This window comes from Acetatifactor sp. (assembly GCF_982438285.1).
Map to the genome: position 1 here is coordinate 1 of NZ_CEWDFQ010000454.1, position 1,976 is coordinate 1,976.

Consider the following 1,976-nt stretch of genomic DNA (forward strand, 5'->3'; position numbering starts at 1 on the left):
GTTCTGGCTGGCCATCAGAAATACCCTGTTTTTAAACCTGATTTCCCTGTTGATCGGCTTTCCCGTTCCTATTATATTTGCGCTGCTTTTAAATGAAGTGAAGAATTCCAAATTTAAGCGGGTGGTGCAGTCTATTTCTTATTTGCCCCATTTTATCTCCTGGGTCATTTTTTACGGCATTATCGTGGCGCTCACCGCCCAGAATACGGGAGTGATCAACATTCTTTTAAAAAATTTGGGATTTGCACAGCAGAATTTTCTGACGGAGAAGGGATCATGGCTTTTCATCTATGTGTTTTCCAGCATCTGGAAGGAGACGGGGTGGCAGGCCATCCTCTATCTCTCCGCACTTTCTGGAATTGACCAGGAGCTGTATGAGGCGGCGGAAATTGATGGAGCGGGAAGGTTTAAACGAATCTGGCATGTAACCCTCCCCGGCATCCGCAGCACCATTGTCACCATTCTCATATTGGAGATCGGAAAAATTATGACCATTGGCTTTGACAAGCCCTACCTGATGGGAAACAGTATGGTAAGCGATATGTCCACTGTTCTGAGCACTTATATTTACACCATGGGTATTTCAAAGGGACAATACGCTATGACCACAGCAGCGGGCATGTTCCAGTCCGTTATCAACTTTGTACTGGTCATAGGCTCTGATAAGATTGCAAAGCTTTTAGGAGAACAGGGATTGTTCGCCATGAAGGTAAAGAAAATAAACAAAGGCGCCGCCAAAAAACAGAAACGGTGAGAAAGGAGAGGATGTTATGGGTTCCCGCAGAAAAAACACAAAGGGCTTTGAGATAGTAAATACAATTTTGATGGTAATATTAAGCGCCATGTTTTTGTACCCGGTCATTTATATTATATCCCTTTCTCTTTCCAATTCCTCCGCTATTATAGAGGGAAGGGTGCTGCTGTTCCCGGTGGAATTTACCACTGCAGCTTATGACAGATTATTTCAGGACAGCTCCATTATAAATTCCTTTTTCTTTACGGTGAGGATCACGGTGTTTGGCGTGCTCAGCAGTCTGATTGTGACGGTGGTGGCCGCTTACCCCCTTTCCCGCAACCATTTAAGGGGCTCTGGGCTTATCATGCGGCTCATTGTCTTTACCATGTACTTTAACGGGGGGATTATTCCCACTTACATGGTGATACGGGGACTAGGATTGTTTAATAGTATGTGGTCTTTGATCCTTCCCAATCTGGTGGATACCTTTTTGCTGATCATTATGATCAATTATTTCCGGGGGCTTCCCGTGGAGCTGGAGGAGGCGGCGAGAGCAGATGGCTGCTCCAATTTCAAGACCTTTTACAGGATATTTCTTCCTCTTGCAAAGCCTGCGTTGGCCACCTTGACAGTTTTCTATTCCGTGGCTTATTGGAATACCTTTTTTAATGCATTATTGTATATTCAGGATCAGAAGAGACTGACTCTTCAGGTAAAGCTGTATCAGGTTCTGAGTATGTTTTCCGACGCGCTTGATCCGGCTGCCGGTGTGGATGCCAGCATTATTCCGGAAAATTTAAAAGGCGCCACAGTGGTGCTGGCGGTACTGCCCATTATCTGTGTGTATCCCTTTATGCAGCGCTACTTTGTAAAAGGGGTCACAGTGGGAGCTGTAAAAGGGTGATCGTGTGAAAAATCGCACGATGGAAATTAAAATGAAAGGAAAGGAGGCTGGAAAGGAAAAGCTTTGAAGCTTGGAGGGCTTGATTGATGTAAAAAGGGAAAGCGAACACAAAAAAACTTGTCACAATAAAAGGAGAAGCGTATGAAAAAGAAAATGTTGTCATTACTTTTGTGCGGCACATTTGTGCTGACAGCTCTGTGCGGCTGTGCAGATAACCAGGCCGGACAGAAAGCGGATACCGCCCAGGGCTCCGGCTCGCAGCAGACCCAGTCACAGGAGGGGACGGAACAGGAAGAGCCTCAGGAGCTGGTTGAGATTACACAGATTGTATGGGAC

General features: G+C 45.6%; 2 protein-coding genes and 1 pseudogene. All 3 read left to right on the forward strand.

Going from position 1 to position 1,976, the window contains the following annotated elements; genetic code table 11:
• On the forward strand, window positions 1-754 hold a 754-nt coding region (locus AC1WIP_RS15165; RefSeq protein ID WP_481142614.1), incomplete at its 5' end, for an ABC transporter permease.
• Between the two features lie 16 nt (window positions 755-770).
• Complete coding sequence (locus tag AC1WIP_RS15170; protein ID WP_481142615.1) at window positions 771-1,640, forward strand: carbohydrate ABC transporter permease; 870 nt, start codon at window positions 771-773, stop codon at window positions 1,638-1,640.
• A gap of 141 nt (window positions 1,641-1,781) precedes the next feature.
• Window positions 1,782-1,976 (forward strand): annotated as a pseudogene (locus AC1WIP_RS15175) (hypothetical protein); the annotation flags it as partial.

What these genes read in the sequence shown, in the direction of transcription:
- AC1WIP_RS15170 (WP_481142615.1), top strand. Translation starts at nt 771, where the DNA reads ATGGGTTCCCGCAGAAAAAACACAAAGGGCTTTGAGATAGTAAATACA.